General features: G+C 69.9%; 14 protein-coding genes and 1 pseudogene. 12 read left to right on the top strand and 3 right to left on the bottom strand.

The annotated features are described in order from the left end of the window. Positions 1 to 386, bottom strand: a pseudogene (locus MJ797_RS15510) (hypothetical protein); the annotation flags it as partial. Positions 387 to 494: 108 nt separating this feature from the next. On the opposite strand from MJ797_RS15510, the gene MJ797_RS15515 reads away from it, so the two are divergent. From MJ797_RS15515 to MJ797_RS15565, 11 genes are all read left to right on the top strand, one after another. Then, the gene (locus MJ797_RS15515) at positions 495 to 1,304 is read left to right on the top strand and encodes an enoyl-CoA hydratase-related protein (RefSeq protein WP_239335457.1); all 810 of its coding nucleotides are present in this window, start codon (positions 495 to 497) and stop codon (positions 1,302 to 1,304) included. 200 nt (positions 1,305 to 1,504) lie between these two features. Then, positions 1,505 to 3,652 (top strand): mycofactocin system FadH/OYE family oxidoreductase 1, encoded by a 2,148-nt coding sequence (locus tag MJ797_RS15520; protein ID WP_239335458.1) that lies wholly within the window; start codon positions 1,505 to 1,507, stop codon positions 3,650 to 3,652. Further along, on the top strand, positions 3,649 to 5,652 hold the full coding sequence (locus tag MJ797_RS15525) for a mycofactocin system FadH/OYE family oxidoreductase 2 (RefSeq protein ID WP_239335463.1): 2,004 nt from the start codon (positions 3,649 to 3,651) through the stop codon (positions 5,650 to 5,652). Before MJ797_RS15520 ends, MJ797_RS15525 begins: the two co-directional genes overlap by 4 nt. After that, positions 5,653 to 6,759 (top strand): mycofactocin-associated electron transfer flavoprotein alpha subunit, encoded by a 1,107-nt coding sequence (locus MJ797_RS15530; protein WP_239335465.1) that lies wholly within the window; start codon positions 5,653 to 5,655, stop codon positions 6,757 to 6,759. It begins immediately after the preceding gene. 41 nt (positions 6,760 to 6,800) lie between these two features. Further along, on the top strand, positions 6,801 to 8,195 hold the full coding sequence (locus tag MJ797_RS15535) for an FAD-dependent oxidoreductase (RefSeq protein ID WP_374582318.1): 1,395 nt from the start codon (positions 6,801 to 6,803) through the stop codon (positions 8,193 to 8,195). Positions 8,196 to 8,232: 37 nt separating this feature from the next. Then, positions 8,233 to 8,562, top strand: coding sequence for a ferredoxin family protein (locus tag MJ797_RS15540; protein ID WP_239312492.1), 330 nt, complete (start codon positions 8,233 to 8,235; stop codon positions 8,560 to 8,562). Then, positions 8,540 to 9,568 carry a hypothetical protein gene (locus tag MJ797_RS15545; protein WP_239335469.1) on the top strand — a complete coding sequence of 343 codons (1,029 nt, stop codon included), beginning with the start codon at positions 8,540 to 8,542 and terminating at the stop codon, positions 9,566 to 9,568. Before MJ797_RS15540 ends, MJ797_RS15545 begins: the two co-directional genes overlap by 23 nt. Continuing rightward, positions 9,516 to 10,265, top strand: coding sequence for a mycofactocin biosynthesis peptidyl-dipeptidase MftE (gene mftE / locus MJ797_RS15550; RefSeq protein ID WP_239335471.1), 750 nt, complete (start codon positions 9,516 to 9,518; stop codon positions 10,263 to 10,265). Before MJ797_RS15545 ends, mftE begins: the two co-directional genes overlap by 53 nt. Then, positions 10,265 to 11,104, top strand: coding sequence for a mycofactocin-coupled SDR family oxidoreductase (locus MJ797_RS15555; RefSeq protein WP_239335473.1), 840 nt, complete (start codon positions 10,265 to 10,267; stop codon positions 11,102 to 11,104). Before mftE ends, MJ797_RS15555 begins: the two co-directional genes overlap by 1 nt. A 100-nt stretch (positions 11,105 to 11,204) precedes the next feature. Next, on the top strand, positions 11,205 to 12,623 hold the full coding sequence (locus MJ797_RS15560) for an AAA family ATPase (RefSeq protein WP_239335475.1): 1,419 nt from the start codon (positions 11,205 to 11,207) through the stop codon (positions 12,621 to 12,623). Beyond that, positions 12,620 to 13,255: a hypothetical protein gene (locus tag MJ797_RS15565; protein WP_239335477.1), complete on the top strand. Its 636-nt coding sequence runs from the start codon at positions 12,620 to 12,622 to the stop codon at positions 13,253 to 13,255. The genes MJ797_RS15560 and MJ797_RS15565 overlap by 4 nt, the downstream gene beginning before the upstream one ends. 82 nt (positions 13,256 to 13,337) lie before the next feature. Here the strand turns inward: MJ797_RS15565 and MJ797_RS15570 are convergent, their stop codons facing one another. Then, complete coding sequence (locus MJ797_RS15570; protein ID WP_239335479.1) at positions 13,338 to 14,297, bottom strand: electron transfer flavoprotein subunit alpha/FixB family protein; 960 nt, start codon at positions 14,295 to 14,297, stop codon at positions 13,338 to 13,340. 13 nt (positions 14,298 to 14,310) lie between these two features. Beyond that, the gene (locus MJ797_RS15575; RefSeq protein ID WP_239335481.1) at positions 14,311 to 15,096 is read right to left on the bottom strand and encodes an electron transfer flavoprotein subunit beta/FixA family protein; all 786 of its coding nucleotides are present in this window, start codon (positions 15,094 to 15,096) and stop codon (positions 14,311 to 14,313) included. Positions 15,097 to 15,359: 263 nt separating this feature from the next. Between MJ797_RS15575 and MJ797_RS15580 the strand changes: the two genes are divergently transcribed. Further along, a complete protein-coding gene (locus tag MJ797_RS15580) occupies positions 15,360 to 16,778 on the top strand; it encodes a transcriptional regulator (protein ID WP_239335495.1) in 1,419 nt (472 codons plus the stop codon). Positions 16,779 to 16,844 lie beyond the last annotated feature (66 nt).

Here is a 16,844-nt window from a genome sequence, read left to right on the forward strand (position 1 = left end):
CCGGGCTCGACAACCTGGCTGACCACCCACACGGTGGACGCGCCCACCGTCTTCGCCGTGTACACCGTCTTCGAACCGTCGTCGTCGGTGAAGGTGAACTGGGTCGCCGAATCCTTGACCAGCACCGACCCGTCTGTCCCGGCGTCCCCGACCCCGACCCCGACCCCGACCCCGACCCCGACCCCGACCCCGACGTAACTGTGGTGCTTTCGGTCGAGTTCCACACCTGGAAATCGACCCACGGATTCCCGCCGCTGGATGCCCACCTCGGCAACGCCCCCGAAGAAATGATCAAAAGCAAGGGCCGGCCGGCCAGGAACCCACTGCGACGTCGCCCGCGGTGCCCGCCGAAAGCCGGGTTGACCATGCTCCAGGCACACAATCACAGAAAGTGATCGCCAGACGTCCGCGGTATGCACGTGGGCCTGGCATCTGCTCTGCTGGATGCCGCACGCATGCCGACGCAGTCCGGCCCGACCTCGAGGGAGTCCGGTATGACCGAAATACACGTAAATGGCCGGGGTGACGCCGTGCAATATGCGGTAGCCGAAAGCGTCGCCACCATCACGCTGAACCGGCCGGAAAAACGCAACGCGCTCACGCCGGCGATGGTGGACCGCTACGTCGAGCTGATGCGCGAGGCGGACGACGACCCGGCGGTCCGCGCCATCGTGCTGACCGGCGCGGGCAAGGGCTTCTGCGCGGGCGCCGACCTCGCGCTGCTCGCGGAGGGTGAACAGACCCTGCGCACGTTCATACCGGGCACGGCCGCCATCGCGGACGCCGCCGTCCGCACGCGCGTCCCGGTGATCGCCGCGGTCAACGGCGCGGTCGCGGGCATCGGGTTCGGCCTGCTCGTCAGCGCGGATGTTCGCATCGCCAGCCAGGAGTCGATCTTCACGACGGCGTTCGCCCGGCTCGGCCTGGTCGCCGAGTACAACACCTCCTGGCTGCTGCAACGACTGCTGGGCCTGCCGAACGCGATGGATCTGTTGCTGTCGGGGCGGACGATCGACGCCGACGAAGCGCATCGCCTTGGCCTGGTACAGCGGGTGGTGCCTGCGGGTACGGCTCTCACCGCCGCCCTCGACTATGCCCGTGACCTGGCACACAACTGTTCGCCCAGATCACTTTCCACAATCAAGAGCCAGGTGTACGCCGATGCCGAGCGTTCCCGTGGTGAGGCGCTCGAGGCCAGCGTCCAGCTGATGGGTGAGTCCTTCAGCTGGCCGGATCTCGGCGAGGCCATCCTCGCGCGGCAGGAGAAGCGCCCCCCGAACTTTTCCGCCCCGCCCGCCTCCTGATCTTCAGGCGGGGTAGGGATCTCACGTTTTCCGGCCCGCAGGCCGGGACGTCCTCGCTGAGAGCCGCGGCCAGTGGCGCCACCCATCACCCATCGCTCATTACTCGTCACCCATCGCCCACAAAGGGTTATAGAATTGATATGAATACAATTACGAACTAGCCGATGTACGAGGACACGGCAGGCCGAACGGTTCCACCGATGGCGGGGTCGACAATGCTGCTCACAGATCCGCTCTCCCTGGGCGGTCGGAACGCGCCGAGCCGGGTGCTGTTCGGTCCGCATGAGACCAATCTGTGCCACGGCCGGGCGTTCTCCCGGCGCTCGGTGGCGTACTACGCCCGGCGGGCGGCCGGCGGCGCGGGTGTGATCGTGACGGAGGAGGCCTCCGTCCACCCGTCAGACTGGCCGTACGAACGGGCTCCCCTCGCCGCCGACTGCGGCCAGGGCTGGCGGGCGATCGCGGACGCTGTACACCCGTACGGCACCCTGCTCATCGCCGCGCTGGGGCACACGGGTGGGCAGGGCAGCTCGGCGTACTCTCAGCGGGAACTGTGGGCACCATCGCGAGTACCGGAAGTAAACACCCGCGAGGTGCCGAAGTCGATGGAGCCCGCTGACATCGACGCGGTGGTACAGGGCTTCGCTGGGGCGACCCGCACGGCGCTCGCCGCCGGCTGCGACGGCGTGGAGGTGAACGCCGGTCAGTACAGCCTGGTACGGCAGTTCCTGTCGGGTCTGACGAACACCCGGGAGGACGAGTACGGCGCGGACCGCCTGCGCTTCGCGCGAGAGGTGCTGACCGCCACCCGAGCCGCGGCCGGCAACGCGATCGTCGGGCTGCGGCTGTCCTGTGACGAGCTGGCGCCGTGGGCGGGCGTGACCCCCGAGGCAGCCGTTGAGATCGCCCGTGCGCTCGCCGGGACCTACGACTACCTGGTGGTGGTCCGCGGGTCGATCTTCACGGTATCGGCGACCCGGCCGGACATGCACGTCGAACCCGGCTTCAACCGCGAGCTCACCGGCTCGATCCGAGCGGCGCTGACCGGCGCCGGCCACACGGACGGCAGCAACGGCCCGGCGGATACGGGCGGTCGTGCCGCCGTCCCGGTCATCCTGCAGGGCAGCGTGGTGGACGTCGACATGGCCGAAGCGGCATTGACCGCCGGTGTGGCCGACGCGGTGGAGATGACCCGGGCGCAGATCGCCGACCCGGAGCTGGTGGCAACCACACGGGCCGGCCGGCCCCCGCGTCCGTGCATCCTGTGCAACCAGGTCTGCCAGGTACGGGACAACCGCAACCCGCTGGTGTCCTGTGTGGGTGAACCGTCGTCCGGGCATGAGACGACCGACCCTCCGGTGGCCGGTCGAGCGCGGGAGCCCGTTGCGGTGACGGTGATCGGTGGTGGACCGGCGGGGTTGGAGGCCGCGCGGGTCGCGGCTCTGCGCGGGCATCCGGTCACCCTGCTCGAACGCGCCCCCCACCTGGGCGGGGCGGTGGTGGCGGGGGCCGCGGGCTCGGGGCGGTCGCGGTTGACCGACCTCACCGACTGGTTGGCGGCGGAGTGCCACCGGCTCGGTGTGGAGATCCGCACTGGTGTGGACGCGGGCCTCACCTCGGCGGGCCGCACCGCGGCGGGCCCGGCGAGCATCAGCTCTGCCGGCAGAGCGGTCATCGTCGCGGTCGGTGGCCAGGACGGTGACCAGCCCATCCCCGTCAGCGTGCCACCGACGGAACCCGCGCCCGAGGTGTCACTGGCCGAGGACGGCCCGGCCACGCCGGTTGTGTGCAGTGCGCGGGCGCTGTTGACGGCGGCGGCGGCCGGGGCCGATCCGCTGCCGGCGTCCGGTCCGGTGGTGGTGTGGGATCCGCTCGGCAACGCGACGGGGATCGCGGCCGCCGAGCGGCTCGCCACGGCCGGCCGGGACGTCACCCTGGTCTCGCCGGATCTGGTGGTGGGCACCCAGTTGTCCCGCAGCGGCGATCTCGCCCCGGCGAACGTCCGGTTGCACCAGGCCGGGGTGAAACTGGTGAAACGGACCATATTGACTCGGCTGGAAGGCACCATCCTCTACGGGGACGACGTGTTCTCCGACGCCACGGTGGAGATCGCCTGCGCGGCGCTGGTGACCAACACGGCCGAGCTGCCGCTGCTCGGGCCCGACGAGATAGACGAGCTGGCAGCGGCGCACGGGACGGTGGTCGGGGACGCGGTCGCTCCCCGGAGCATCTACGAGGCCGTGCTGGAGGGACGCCGGGCCGCGCTCGCCGTCGGCGACGGGGTAGCCCGGCCAGCGCCGACGGGCCAGGCGGATCCGGCCCGGGGAAGCAGGAGTGCCGGTCGATGAGCCGATATCGCCATCTGTTCAGCCCGCTGCGGCTCGGGCCGGTCACCGTCGCGAACCGGATCGTGTTCTCGGCGCACCTGACCAACTACGCCGAAGACGGGCTCCCCACCGAGCAGCATGCCGCCTACTACGCGACCCGGGCGGCCGGCGGCACCGGCTTGATCATCACCGAGGAGCACTCGGTACACCCGACGGACTGGCCCTACGAGAAGCTGATCCACGGCTTCTCCCGCAACGCGATACCCGGTTACCGGCGCATCACCGAGGCGGTCCACCGGCACGGCGTCCCGATCTTCGCGCAGATCAACCACAACGGCGGGCAGGCGTCCGGGATGTTCTCCCGGCTGCCGGTGTGGGCACCGTCGGCCGTGGCGGACCCGCTGTTCCGCGAGGTTCCCAAGGCGGTCAGCCACGCGGAGATCAACGAGATCGTCGCCGGCTACGCGAAGACCGCCGGGCACTGCGCCGAAGGCGGCTTCGACGGGATCGAGCTGCAGTGCTCGCACTCGTCGATCGTGCGGGGCTTCCTGTCACCGGCGACGAACCGGCGCACCGACGACTACGGCGGCCCGCTCGCCAACCGGGCCCGGCTGCTGGACGAGATCGTGCGGGCGGTACGGGCCGCGATCGGCCCCGGGCTCGCTCTCGGGGTGCGGTTGTGCGGCGACGAACTGATCGAGGGCGGCATCACCCTCGACGAGTGCGTCGCGGTGGCGCGGCTGGTCGAGGCGACCGGTGCCGTCGACTACATCAACACCTCGATCGGGACGGCCACCTCGACGCTCTACATGATCGAAGCTTCGATGGCTGTCCCGCCCGGGTACGCGCTGTTCATCCCGTCGGCGATCCGGGGCGCCGTGGACCTTCCGGTGGTCGGTGTCGGCCGGTTCAAGGACCCGTTGCAGGCTGACCGGGCTCTCGCCGACGGGCACTGCGACCTGATCGGGATCGTGCGTGGGCAGATCGCGGACGCGAACTTCGCCCGCCTGGCCCGCGCCGGGGCAACCGACAGTATCCGGCTGTGCCTGTCGTGCAACCAGGAATGCGTCGGACGGATGGGGCTGAACCGCTGGCTCGGCTGTATCGAGAACCCGCTGACCGGCCGGGAGGCGATCCGGGCCGCCGAGGGCAGCGTCGAGCCCGGCCCGGACGGCCGGGACCCGGCCGGCACCCTGATCCTCAGAGCGCCGGTGAAGCCGAAGGACGTGCTGGTGGTCGGCGCCGGGCCGGCCGGCATGCAGGCGGCGATCAGCGCTCACCGCGCCGGTCACCGCGTCACCGTGGTGGAGGCGGCCGACGAACCGGGTGGGCAGGTGCGCCTGGCCGCGGTCGTCCCGGGCCGGGCCGAGTTCGCCGACCTCGTCCGCAACCAGCTGGCCGAGCTGCGGGCACTCGGCGTGGCGGTGAAGACCGGCGTCCGGGTGGGCGTCGACTACGTCCGCGACCACCGCCCCGACGTGGTCGTCGTGGCCACCGGGAGCCGCCCGGCCCGGCCGTGGTGGGCGAACTCCGACGATCTCCGGGTCGCCACCCTGCGGGCCGTCCTCGACGGTTCGGCGTCCCCGACCGGCCGGGTCGTGATCGTGGACGAGATCGGCTTCCACCATGCGCCGTCCGTCGCGGAACTGCTCGCCGACCGTGGCTGCCAGGTCGAGGTCCTCTCCCCGGACATGCAGGTCGGCCAGGGCCTCGGAGTGACGTTGGACAGCGAGGGCTGGAACATCCGGGCGGCGCGCAAAGGCATCACCCAGACCACGGACAGCGTGGTGCTGGGCCTGGACGACACCGGTCTGCAGGTGCTGTTCCACCCGACCGGCGTGACCACGGCCCGCCCCTTCGACCATGTCGTGCTGGCCGTGCCCGAGGAACCCGACGACGATCTCTACCGCACCCTGCGTGACACCGGTGAGGTCGCCGTCCACCGGATCGGGGACTGTGTGGCACCGCGCCGGGCGCACGCCGCCGTGATCGACGGCGACCGGATCGGGAGGAACCTGTAGATGCCCTCCGTCTCAGCCATTTCGGCCGATTCGCGCCCAGCTGGTTCGCGCCCAGCCGGTTCACGCCCAGCCGGTTCGGCGCTCGGTGTCATTGTTGTGCGCCGCGGGGTGCTGCCGGCGGGTGCGGACGAGGTGACCGCGGAGGCGGGCGGGCGGGTACTGCTCGTCGGCGACGGCGTCGCCCGTGCCGCGACCGGCCTGACCGCCGCGACCGAGGTCACCCTGTGGGAGGCGGGCGAGTTCGCGCCGGCGGCATGGTCCGCGGCCCTGGCCACCGGACTCGACGGCGGCACGGCCGACAGCAGCCCGATCGACAGTGATTTGATCATTATGCCCGCCTCCCCGGACGGGCGCGACTTCGCCCCGCGGCTCGCCGCGGCTCTCCGACGGCAGCTGGTAGCCAACGCCGTCGCCGTCCGCCCCGGCGAGATCGTGGCCGAACGCTACGACGGCCGGCTCGCCGAGCATGTGCCGGTACGCGGGCCGGTGGTGGCGACTCTGGTGCCGGGCGTCCGCGGTGTCGCGCCGCACCCGGGCGTCCCGCGGACACGGTCGATCGCTCCGGCGCTCCCGCGTCCGGATGCGGTGCCCGATGCCGAGGTGCTGGAAGTGCTGGCGGCCGATCCGGCGACGATCGCGCTGACCGAGGCGCCCCGCATCGTCGGCGGCGGGCACGGAATGGGCAGCCGGGAGGCGTTCTCGCAGCTCACCGACGTGGCCGCGGCCCTCGGCGCGTCGCTGGGCGGCACCCGGGTGGTAGCCGATCTTGACTGGATCCCCTTCGAACGCCAGATCGGCACCACCGGGGCGATCGTGGCGCCCCGGCTGTACCTGGCTTTCGGGGTCAGCGGGGCCGTTCAGCACACCAGCGGCCTGGGCAGCCCCGATCACGTGATCTCGGTCAACGTCGACGGGAGCGCGCCGATGATGGCCATGGCCGATCTGGCGATCATCGCGGACGCCCCCGCGGTCGTGGCCGAGCTCCGCCGCCGGCTGGCCGGAGCTGCCGAGGCCACCGCCGGCACCAAAGCCATCGGCAGCGGGGCCGTCGGCAGCGGGAGCATCAGCGACACGACCGTCGGTCACGACGAAGGGAGCATATCGTGAGCGGCGCGCTACCCTCGGATGATCGCTATCCGGATGGGCACCTGGCCGCGCCACCGCGGCGCCCGGCCACCAACCCGCTCCCCCCGTCCGCGACCGCGGCAGCGGCACCGACCGCACAGCCATCGGATGCCGAACACGACGCGGATGTGATCGTCGTCGGCGCGGGACCAGCCGGGTCCGCGGCCGCGCTGGTCGCGGCCCGCGCGGGAAGATCGGTGCTGCTGCTGGAACGCGGGCCGTTCCCGGGCGCGAAGAACCTCTACGGCGGGGTCGTCTACGGCCGGGTCCTCGATGACCTGGTGCCGGACTGGGCCGAGCAGGCGCCCATCCAACGGTGGGTCACCCGCCGCCAGACCATGATTCTTACTGGCGATCAGGCCCTCGCCATCGACTACCGCAACCAGAAGTGGGGCCGTCCGCCGTACAACGGCGCCACCACGCTGCGCTCCGAGTTCGACGCGTGGTTCGCCGGGCTGGCCGAGAAGGACGGCGCCACGCTCGTCACGTCCACCGTTGCCACCGGGCTGCTGCGGGACCCGCGCACCGGGCAGATCACCGGAGTGCGCACCGACCGTCCCGACGGCGACCTGCGGGCACCGGTGGTGATAGCCGCGGACGGAGTCAACTCCTTCCTCGCGAAGGAGGCCGGCCTGTACCCGAAGGCCGGCGCCCACCACTTCACCCTCGGTGCGAAGGAGGTCCTCTCCCTGCCGCGCCGGGAGATCGAGGCCCGCTTCGGGATCCGGGACCGCGACGGCGTGGACATCGAGATCCTCGGCGGTACCGGCGGTGTCGCCGGTGGTGGCTTCGTCTACACCAACCTCGACACGATCGCCGTTGGCGTGGTGCTCTCCGTGACGGGCCTCGCCACCTCACGCCAGCGTCCCGAGGAGCTCATCGCTGGGCTCAAGGCCCACCCGGCCATCCATCCGCTGGTCGAAGGCGGCGAACTGATCGAGTACGGCGCGCACCTGATCCCCGAGGGTGGTTACGACGCCATGCCGGCGCTGGCCGGCGACGGCCTGCTGGTCGTCGGCGACGCCGCCGCGATGTGCCTGGCCGCGGGGATCTGGCTGGAGGGGGTCAACTTCGCGATCGCGTCGGGCGCGGCGGCCGGCCAGACCGCGGTCGAGGCCCTGGACGCGGGTGACACCTCCGCGCGCGGGCTCGCCGGCTACCGGCGAAGCCTGGAGTCGTCGTTCGTGCTGGCCGACCACCGGAAGCTGCGCCGCGCGCCGGCACTCGTGCTCGGCGATCGCACGCAGCATCGGTACCCGGACCTGATCTGCGGAATCGTCGAGGACATGTTCACCGTGACGAACCCGCGCCCGAAGCGAGGCCTCGTGACGATCGCGCGCGCCCGGCTGCGCGGCAGCGGCGTGCGGCTGCGTGACCTCGCCCGGGACGGGACCGCCGCCCTGCGTGCCTTCGGCTGAAGAATGATCGCTTCATAATCACCAGGGAGGCCGTGGCATGAGTACCCGAACCTTCCTCCGCTGGCCGGCCCGCCCGTCGTCCGCGGAGACCCTGTCGTTCGCCGACCGCATGGCGACGGTGCGCTTCGACGTGGCGGACAAGGCTCACATCACCGTCGACTCCACCGTGTGCGAGAAGTGCACCACCAAGGCCTGCGTGACGGCCTGCCCGGCTGACCTGTTCGTGCCGAAGACCGACGGCGGCATCCTGTTCAACTACGAACAGTGCTTCGAGTGCGGGACCTGCTACATGGTCTGCGGCGCGCGGGGCGCGATCCGCTGGAGCTACCCGGAGGGAGGCCACGGTGTCGTCTTCCGCCACGGCTGACCTGGGCGGCCTCCCGGAGCTCCAGAACCTCCAGGTGACGGTGTTGGTGGCGCATTCGCCGCTGGCGGTCGAGGTGGACCCGCTGACCGGCGAGGTCCGCATCGACGACCGGCTGTCGGGCCTGTCCGCCGCCGACCAGGCAGCCTGTGAATGGGCGCTGCGTCTCGGCGACGCCTGGTCGGTGCCGGTACGGGCGCTGACCGTCGGGCCGCCCGCCGCGGACGCCACGTTGCGTGGCGCGCTCGCTGCGGGTGCCGCCACCGCGACCAGGGTCGCCACCGACACGGACGCTGACGCTGACGCTGACCCGCGGATGGTCGCCGCGGGCGTGCTCGCGGCGCTGCGCCGCGGCGGCGCCCACGGGCAGCCGGCTCGCCGGGACATCGTGGTGGCGGGGACGTGGTCTCCGCGCCGCGGCTCAGGCGCGGTACCAGCGCTGGTCGCCGCCGGCCTCGGCCACGATCCCGAGGCCGGCGAAGAGCTCGGGAGCGCTGCGGGCCGTGGGAGCGGCGGTGCGGCACAGGCCCTCGGCCTGCTGTCCCTCATCCCGACCGCGCCCGGGGTCATCGAGGCCGAACGCCGCCTCGACGGCGGGCGACGGGAACGGCTGCGGGTGCGGGCGCCAGCTGTGCTGTCGGTGGATCCCGGGACGGCGACACTGCGCCGCGCCGGGCTGCGCGCGGTGGTCGCGGCCCGGCGCGCGCCAATCGAGGTGCTGCGGGTGGCGCTGGGGCAGGCGCCGCCCACGACCGGTCTGCCGCTGCGCCCCCGTCCCAAGGTGCTGCTGCCGCCGGACCAGACCCTGCCGGCACGCGACCGCGTCCTGAAGCTGACCGGTGCCGGGGAATCCCGCGGCACCGAACGGGTCGCCGTCCGCCTCGACCCGCCGGAGGCCGCCGACCGGATTCACACCGCGCTGCGCGGCTGGGGGTACCTCCCGGCGGATGATCCCGGTGCCGACGGTCCCGCTCCCCGCGCACGCAACGCTGATGAACAACCTCGGTGAGAGCCGCTGGCCGCGGCTTCGCGACCAGTCACCGCTGCTGGCGGTGCCGCTAGGGAGCACCGAGCAGCACGGTCCGCACCTGCCGCTGGAGACTGACACGCGGATCGCGCGGGCACTCGCGGACGCTCTGGCCGCTCGGCTGCCCGATGTCCTCGTCGCCCCGGCGCTGGCCTACGGCGCGAGCGGGGAGCACGCGGGTTTCCCCGGCACATTGTCGCTGGGCAGTCACGTGCTCGCGCTGGCGGTCATCGAACTCGCCCGCTCCGCCGACACCACCGCGTCCGGTGTGGTGCTCGTGAACGGGCACGGCGGCAACGCCTCGGCGCTGCGGGCAGCGATCACGCTGCTGCGTTCCGAAGGACGCCGGGTACTCGCCTGGACGCCGCGCTCAGTTGTCGCCACCAGGGTGGGGGTACCCTTCGCCGACACGGACCTGCACGCGGGACGGGTCGAGACCTCCCTGATGCTGCACCTGGCGCCAGACCTGGTAAGCCTCGACCGGGCGGCCGCCGGGCCGTCGCCGCCGCTCGCCGAGCTGATCCGCCACGGGGTCCGGCCGCTGAGCCCCTGCGGAGTCCTGGGCGACCCGGCCGGCGCATCCCCGGACGAGGGCGCACGGCTGCTGCGCGCCTACACCGACGACCTGGTCGCGGCCATTGTCCGGTGGCAGAAGCCTCGCGAGGAGGACGGTGCCTGATGCGGGTGGACCCGCTGGCAGCCGCTCCGGCGGCGCTGGACGGCCCGGTGGACGGGCCGGTAGCCCTGGTGACAGGCGCGGCACGCGGTCTGGGCGCGGCGGTCGCGGCCGCCTTGGACGACCGTGGCTACCGGCTGGTGCTCACCGATGTCGCGACCAGCCCCGGCAGTCACGCGGACCGCACGCACGGCGGCTACCCGTACGCCACCTGGGATGATCTCGCGAAGGTCGCGGCGGGCTGCACGGACGCGGTGGCGGTGCGGGCCGACGTCCGGATCCAGGCTGATCTCGATGCCGCGGTGGGAATCGCCCGAAGCAGGTTCGGCCGCCTCGACGCGGCGGTCGCGGTTGCCGGGGTGATCGCGGGCGGGCCGCCGGTATGGGAGACCGACAGCGATACCTGGCGGCTGTTGCAGGCCGCCGACCTCGACGGCGTGTTCCATCTGGTCCGGGCAGCCGTTCCAGCGCTGCTGGCCGCCCCAGCCGGCCGGTTCGTGGCGATTTCCTCCGCCGCGGGCACTCGTCCGTTGGCGCGCCTCGCCGCGTATTCGGCGGCCAAGCACGGCGTGATCGGGCTGGTTCGCGGTCTGGCCGCGGACCTCGCCGGCACGGCGGTGACCGCGAACGTCGTGTGCCCGGGGTCGATGGACACGGCGATGCTCGCCGAAACAGCCCGGATCTACGGCCTGGACGGGGTCGGCGAGTTCGCCCGGCATACCTTCCAACGGCGCCTTCTCGACCCCGCTGAGGTGGCGGAGGCCGTCGCCTGGCTGTGCTCGCCCGCCGCCGGGGCGCTGACCGGGGCCGTCGTGCCCGTGGACGCCGGTTTCACCGGATAGGGCAGGTCCGATCAGTCATCGGGTGCGGCACCGGGGACCCGAAGGGTATCCGGTGCGGACACGGGCCACGGGGATGGCATGCTTGTAGTCGGGAGGACCGATGCTCACGCGACTCGAAGTTGACGGCTTCAAAAACCTGCTGGGGCTACGGGTTAACCTCGGCGCATTTACCTGTATAGCCGGTGAGAACGGTACCGGAAAATCCAATCTCTTCGACGTCATCCATTTTCTGAGCCTGCTGTCCGATACGCCGATGATGGATGCCGCCCAGGCAGTTCGCAGGACCGGCGGGGAACGCGGAAGCGACCCCCGCGACCTGTTCTGGAACGGTTATTCTCCCGACACACATCGAATGTTCATCGCTGCCGAGATGCTGGTTCCCGCTAAAATCGAGGACGATTTCGGACGGCCCGCCAAACCGACCATCTCATTTCTTCGGTACGAGCTTGAGATCGGCTACCGGCCCCCTACCGGTATTGAGCGGATCGGCCGCCTCACATTGCTGGCCGAACGGCTCACCCACATCAACCAGAGTCAGGCCACCGAGCATCTGCGTTTTCCGCACAGCGCGAAGCATTTCCGTCGGGCAGTGGTCTTCGGGCGCCGCAGTGGTGCCGCCTTCATCTCGACATCGGTGGAGAACGGCGAGCCCATCATCAGTATCCACCAGGACGGCGGCAGCCGCGGTCAGCCCCGGCCAGCAGCCGCCAGCCGTGCACCCGCGACTGTGGTCAGCACCGTTACCGGGAGCGACGATCCCACGATTCTGGCTGCCCGCAGGGAAATGCAGTCCTGGCGCCTTCTGGCGCTGGAGCCGTCAGCGCTGCGGGCGTCGGACCGCTACGTTGACCCGCGGGTAATGGGCAGCGACGGCCGTCATCTGCCCGGCGCGCTCTACCGGATTGCCACTACCGAGGAGCTGTCCGGCCATGGTGACCCCCAGCGGGTCTACGCCCAGGTCGCGAGCAGACTCGCCGAACTGGCCGGATTGCGGGTTCGCGACCTGCTGGTGCAGGCTGATGATGTACGGGAACTGCTTACCGTCTATATGAAGGAATCGACCGGGCTGCGGCTACCGGCCCGAAGCCTGTCGGAAGGGACGCTGCGATTCCTGGCTCTGTGCGTCCTTCTCGAAGATCCCTCCGCTTCAGGTGTAATCTGCATGGAGGAGCCGGAAAATGGCATCCATCCGGGCAATATCGCGGCGATGGTTCGTCTCGTGCAGGACCTGGCCGTCGACCCCCAGCTGGAGCCCGGATACGACAACCCTTTCCGGCAGGTAATCGTGAACACCCATTCACCCGCGATCGTCCAGATGGTTGAGAACAACGATCTTCTCTTCGCTGTCGCCGGGCCGCGAAAGACTCCAGACGGCACAGTCACACGCGCCCTACGGCTTCGCCCGCTCGCCGGGACATGGCGTGCCGACTTTCGCGAGGAAACCCCGGTCACCCGGCCGGACATCCTTCCGTATCTGACGACCCCGCCAGGCGCCCAGCTGCGGCTCGAACTGGCATGACCGTCCGAGTACTTTTTCTCGGCGAGGGACCCAGCGACGCGGGGATTGCCGCGCATGTGGAACGTCTGGCGTGGTCACGGGGAATTGAAGCGGTGGCAACCTCACCCGATCTCGACCGGCTGGAAAAGCCACCTGGTCACTCGGTCAGCGCAAAGCTGGCAGCCGTCGCGAAGATGGGCGGCCAGTACGATGTGATCGTTGTGCACCGGGATGCGGACGGCGCGGGCGCCGACGCCCGGTACCTCGAGGTCCGAGACGCGGTCCTGTCATCACCGGTGGCACAGCTCCCCCACGTTGCGGTGGTGCCGATCCGCATGACCGAAGCCTGGCTCCTGCTGGACGAGCAGCTCATCCGGACGGTGGCCGGTAATCCGCGGGGGCACGTTAATCTCAACCTGCCGACCATCCATGAGGCTGAGCGTATTCGAGATCCCAAGAACCGGTTAGAGCGTATACTCGTCGACGCCTCGGAGTTGTCCGGACGACGGCTTCAGATCTTCCGGAGACGGTTCTCTGAGCACCGGCGACAGCTCCTCGAACGCCTTGATCCGGATGGCTCGGTCCAGCGGCTGGCATCCTGGTCACGCTTTGTGGAGGACATGACCAAGGTCTTCGACGAGTTCGGCCGGTGAGACCGGCCGGACTGGCAGTGGCTGGGTGCTTCTGGTTGGGAGCACCCAGCCACTGGAACGTCCGTGAGCAAGAAAGCGGAGACTACGCCTTGCGCTTCTCGATCGCGTCGGTGAGCTGCGGAACGACATTGAAAAGGTCGCCCACCATACCGTAGTCGGCGAACTCGAAGATCGGCGCTTCTGGGTCCTTGTTGACCGCTACGATCGTCTTGGAGGTCTGCATCCCGGCCCGGTGCTGGATCGCGCCGGAGATACCGACCGCGATGTAGAGCTGTGGCGACACCGTCTTGCCGGTCTGGCCGACCTGGTTCTGGTGCGGGTACCAGCCGGCGTCGGTTGCCGCGCGGGACGCCCCCACCGCGGCACCGAGCGTGTCGGCCAGCTTCTCCACGAGAGCGAAGTGCTCAGCGCCGCCGAGACCGCGGCCACCGGAGACGACAATCTGCGCCTCGGTGAGGTCGGGACGACCCGACTTGGCTTCCACGACCCGGTCGAGGACCTTCGCCGACTTGGCGGAGTCCGAGATCGTGATGTCGACCTTCTCCTCGGTCGGTGTGGTCGGGGCGGCCTGGGGCGCGGTGCTGTTCGGCCGCACCGCGAAAACCGGCGTCCCCTTGGTGACCTTGGAGGTGACGACCGTGGAGCCACCGAAGATGCCCTGGGTGGCGGCCAGGTCTGGGGTGAGGCCGACCGCGTCCCAGATCAGGCCCGATCCGGTCTTGGCCGCTGTGCGTGCGGCGGCTTCCCTGGCGTCCGGGGTGGCGGCGGTCAGGACCGCTGCCGGCGACTTGCCGGTCACCAACGTGGCCAGGACCTCGGCCACCGGGGCCACAACGTAGTCGGTGACCTCTTCGGACTCGACGATGTACACCGTGGACGCGCCGTACTGGGCCAGGTAGTCCTTGGCTTTCGCGTACGTTCCGGGCGCGCCGAGGAAGACCGCGGACGCCTCACCCAACGACCGGGCGAGCGTCAGCAGTTCGGCGGTGATTTTTTTCGGCTCGCCGTCTGCGTGCTCGACGAGAACTAGAACCTCAGCCATCGGACAGGACCCCTCAGATCAGCTTCTGTGCGGCGAGGAAGTCAGCGACCCTGGTGCCGCCATCACCCTCGTCCTTGACGATCGTTCCGCTCTGGCGCGGCGGGGCGGGCTGGGCGTCCAGGACCGTCGACGCGGCGTTGGCAAGCCCCACCGTGCCTGCGTCCAGCCCCGCGTCCGCGACGGACAGAGTGGTCAACGGCTTCTTCTTGGCCGCCATAATGCCCTTGAAGGATGGGTAACGCGGCTGGTTGATCTTCTCGACAACCCCGACAACCACCGGCGTCGCGGCTTCCACGAGAAGGTAGCCGTTGTCAGCCTGCCGTTCGATTCGCACCGTGCCAGCACCGGGGTCGACGGTCACCTTACGGGCCTGCGTCAGCTGCGGGAACCCGAGGTGCTCGGCAAGCAGCGCGCCCAGCACACCGCCACGGGCGTCGGACGCCTCGGCAGCGGTGATGACGATATCAGGCGAAAGCGTCGCAATAACCTTCGCGAGCGCGGCGGACGTCTGGAGGGCGTCGGAACCGGCCAACGCCTCGTCGGTGATGTGGACAGCCTTGTCCGCGCCCATCGACAGCGCCTTACGCACGGTTTCCAGGGCCTTCTCGGGACCCATGGTGACCACCGTCACCTCACCGCCATGAGCCTCCTTGATCTTCAGGGCCTCCTCGACCCCGTATTCGTCCATTTCGTTCATGACGTTGTCGACGCTCTTGCGATCCGTCGTCCTGGTTGTGGGATCGAGCTTCTTCTCCGCCCAGGTATCCGGAACCTGCTTGACGGTGACGACGATGTTCACGCCTCGGGGCCTCCGTAGCCACATTCATGGGTCTTCATTGCTCTTGACATGGTCGCACCTGTGTCCTTGACACGCTCAATGATCGTCGATGTGACCCAGGTCGCACTCAGCCCATCCCGCACGCCAGACCGGCAATACGTGCATTCGCATGCGCGTCTGCACATCCCCTTCCACTATTGTGACAGCTCCACTACGTTGTGTCTCACAGCGGATCCGACGGCAATTTCACCATGAACCAGTACCCAATGAGCTACGGGGGCCCAATGGGCAGGCAACATGCGTCAAAAAATCATGATCAGACCGACTGCGAACCGCAACAAAACTTATTCGCGCGACTACTCGCCGAAACATCCGTCTCGGACACCCGTTTCGCCCGGCAGGTCAACGAACGCGCACGCCGGCAACGACGTGTTGATCTCGGCCTCGCACGCACCACCGTAGGCCACTGGCGCCGCGGAATGCGCCCCCGTGACCCCATGGTGGCTGAGCTCGCCGCCGCCGAAATATCGATGTTGGTGGGCTACCCTATCGCGCCGTCCGACCTCGGCTGGCGCGGCGAAAACTATCACGGCGACGACTTCGGGCTCGCCGTGGCGGAGAAACCCACGGACACCCTTCGGACCGTTGCCGGACTCTCGGGGCGAGACATGCGCAGACGAGACCTGTTACACGACGGAGCGGCCTTCGCCGCCACAGCCTTCGCCGACCCGGTGCTGGCAAGCCTCACCGGCGTCGTCGAAATGATCGGTAAGAGCCAGGCAACGGTCCCGGTGCCGACCGCGACAATGATCAGAGATATGACCGAGACCTTCCGCAAGCTCGACGCCCGCTACGGCAGCGGTGAGATTCGCGGGCAGGTGGTCGCGTTCCTGCACGACCGGGCCAAGGCCGCGCTCGACAGCCGCCATACCCCGGACCTGTTCAGCTCACTCGCCGAACTGACTCAGTTCACCGGCTGGCTCGCCCAGGATTCCAACCACCAGGCCCTCGCCCAGCGCTACTACATCCAGGCGCTTGGCCTTGCGGAACACTGCGGGGACGCCATGCTCGCCAGCCGCATCCTGTCCGCCATGAGCGACCAGGCCGGGCGTCTCGGCCAGTTCCGCCAGAGCCTGGCCATGGCGAAGGCTGCTATCGACCGCTCCCGCGGCGCGGCGTCCCCATCGGTCCTGGCAATGCTGCACGACAAGTACGCCTGGGCGCTGGGCCGTTCGGGCGACGAAGCCGGCTGCAGCAAGGCGCTGATCGACATGGAACGCGAGCTTGGCCGCGCGACTCCCGGCGATGGCCCGCTATGGGCTGCCCACTACGACGAGACGGATGTGGCGGAATGCAAGGGCCACTGCTTCCTGCTGCTCGGCAAGGCCGCGGATGCCGAACCTCCGCTGCTGGCATCCCGGTCCCGGCAGCTCGCTTCCCGGACCAGGACCCGCAGCTACGCCGAAGCGGATCTCGCGCTGTCCTACCTGTCCCGGCCCAGCCCTGACGTCGAAGCCGCGCTGGACGCCGCGAGCCGCGCGGCCGAACTCGCCGGCCAGCTGGAATCCGCCCGGATCACCGACAAGCTGCGTGAGGTTGACCGCACACTGGGCCGACATAACGATGTCGTTGCCGTCCGGGAGTGGCGGACACTCTCCGCGCCACTGATCGGCCGCGCGAAAGTCCGCGCCGAGGTGGCCTAGAGCGCCCGGCAATAGGGGCGTGGATCAAGGAGCGGGACTGGGGTGCGTACATCGCAAGGCGGCGGA

Origin of the sequence: Protofrankia sp. CiP3 (assembly GCF_917627345.1) — a bacterium.
GTDB lineage: Bacteria > Actinomycetota > Actinomycetes > Frankiales > Frankiaceae > Protofrankia.

Coding starts and splice junctions, on each gene's coding strand:
- MJ797_RS15515 (WP_239335457.1), top strand. CDS start 495: ATGACCGAAATACACGTAAATGGCCGGGGTGACGCCGTGCAATATGCG.
- MJ797_RS15520 (WP_239335458.1), top strand. CDS start 1,505: ATGGCGGGGTCGACAATGCTGCTCACAGATCCGCTCTCCCTGGGCGGT.
- MJ797_RS15525 (WP_239335463.1), top strand. CDS start 3,649: ATGAGCCGATATCGCCATCTGTTCAGCCCGCTGCGGCTCGGGCCGGTC.
- MJ797_RS15530 (WP_239335465.1), top strand. CDS start 5,653: ATGCCCTCCGTCTCAGCCATTTCGGCCGATTCGCGCCCAGCTGGTTCG.
- MJ797_RS15540 (WP_239312492.1), top strand. CDS start 8,233: ATGAGTACCCGAACCTTCCTCCGCTGGCCGGCCCGCCCGTCGTCCGCG.
- MJ797_RS15555 (WP_239335473.1), top strand. CDS start 10,265: ATGCGGGTGGACCCGCTGGCAGCCGCTCCGGCGGCGCTGGACGGCCCG.
- MJ797_RS15560 (WP_239335475.1), top strand. CDS start 11,205: ATGCTCACGCGACTCGAAGTTGACGGCTTCAAAAACCTGCTGGGGCTA.
- MJ797_RS15565 (WP_239335477.1), top strand. CDS start 12,620: ATGACCGTCCGAGTACTTTTTCTCGGCGAGGGACCCAGCGACGCGGGG.
- MJ797_RS15570 (WP_239335479.1), bottom strand. CDS start 14,297: ATGGCTGAGGTTCTAGTTCTCGTCGAGCACGCAGACGGCGAGCCGAAA.
- MJ797_RS15580 (WP_239335495.1), top strand. CDS start 15,360: ATGGGCAGGCAACATGCGTCAAAAAATCATGATCAGACCGACTGCGAA.